Origin of the sequence: Gudongella sp. DL1XJH-153, assembly GCF_049310905.1 — a bacterium.
Classification (GTDB): domain Bacteria; phylum Bacillota; class Clostridia; order Tissierellales; family Tissierellaceae; genus Gudongella.
In genome coordinates, this window is record NZ_JBMEMN010000083.1 from 1 (window position 1) to 1108 (window position 1108).

A 1108-nucleotide genomic window follows, 5' to 3' on the forward strand; every position below is an offset into this window, starting at 1 on the left:
CTGCAATAGCTGCAATAAGTCCAGTAACCACATCCAGAATTTGAGGAAGGATGATAGCAATCTGTTCAACCGTCTGCCTTGCACCTTCCTTAAGCTGCTCAGCAGCACCCTCTTGACCAGTGATGAGGCCCGTCAAACCATCTAAAATCATGGTAAAGCCAGGGAGGAGCTGGGATGTGATGTTGTTTTTCACCCCAGCAAAGGAGCGGGTGAGGTTATCCATGGCATCTGTGTAGTTCACCGCAGCATCTACAGATTCATCACTCATAACTAGCCCTAGCTCACTTGCTTTGTTCTTTAGAGCATCGGTGCTTTCAGCAGTTTGGTTCAATAGTGCCCCTAGCTCAACTGAAGACGTTCCAAGTAAATCATTGGCAATGGCCGCTTTTTCACCTTCATCAGAGATGCCTTGAAGACCTTTAATGGTCATCTCAAAGACTTCTTCTCTGGATTTACCCTCAAGGTCCGCCATGGAAATACCTAGGCGTTGAAACTTTTCTGTGGCTGAGGAACTCCCATTGATGGCATCGTCTACGGTGTTATTAAGTTTCTTCATTCCGTTTTCTAAGGATGAAATGCTGGCACCGTTTTGGGAAAAGACATAGTCCCACTCTTGATAACCTTGCCTGGAAAGACCTATTCTTTGGCTGGCCTTATCGATTTCATCCCCTGCAGCCGCGGCATCATTAGCCATATCAAAGAGCTTTTTACCTGCCGTGACAGCTGCTGTTCCAATGGCTGCCATGGCAACACCAATACCCGCAGCCACACCTTTCATAACTGAACCGAGCTTCTCAAACTTACCACCGGAATCATCTGCCACTTTAGCAGAGTCTTTGATTTCATCCCCAAACTTGTCAGCTTCTTTACCAGCATCATCAAACCCATCACTGGCTGCTTCAAGAGCCTTGTTGTTGTCATCCAGCTCTTTTTCCATTTTATTTAGATCTGCATTTGCATTGTTTAGCTGGATCTGCCAGGCTTTTGTTCTTTTGTCATTCTCCCCAAAGGACTCAGCAGCATTTTTCAGTGCAGCTTCAAGGGTGGATACTTTGTTTTTCTGAGCGTCGATCTCTTTATTTAAGACTTCATTTCTTGCTGTAATAGC

General features: G+C 45.6%; 1 pseudogene. It reads right to left on the minus strand.

The annotated features are described in order from the left end of the window. A pseudogene (locus ACOEN1_RS13445) lies at nt 1-1108 on the minus strand (hypothetical protein); the annotation flags it as partial.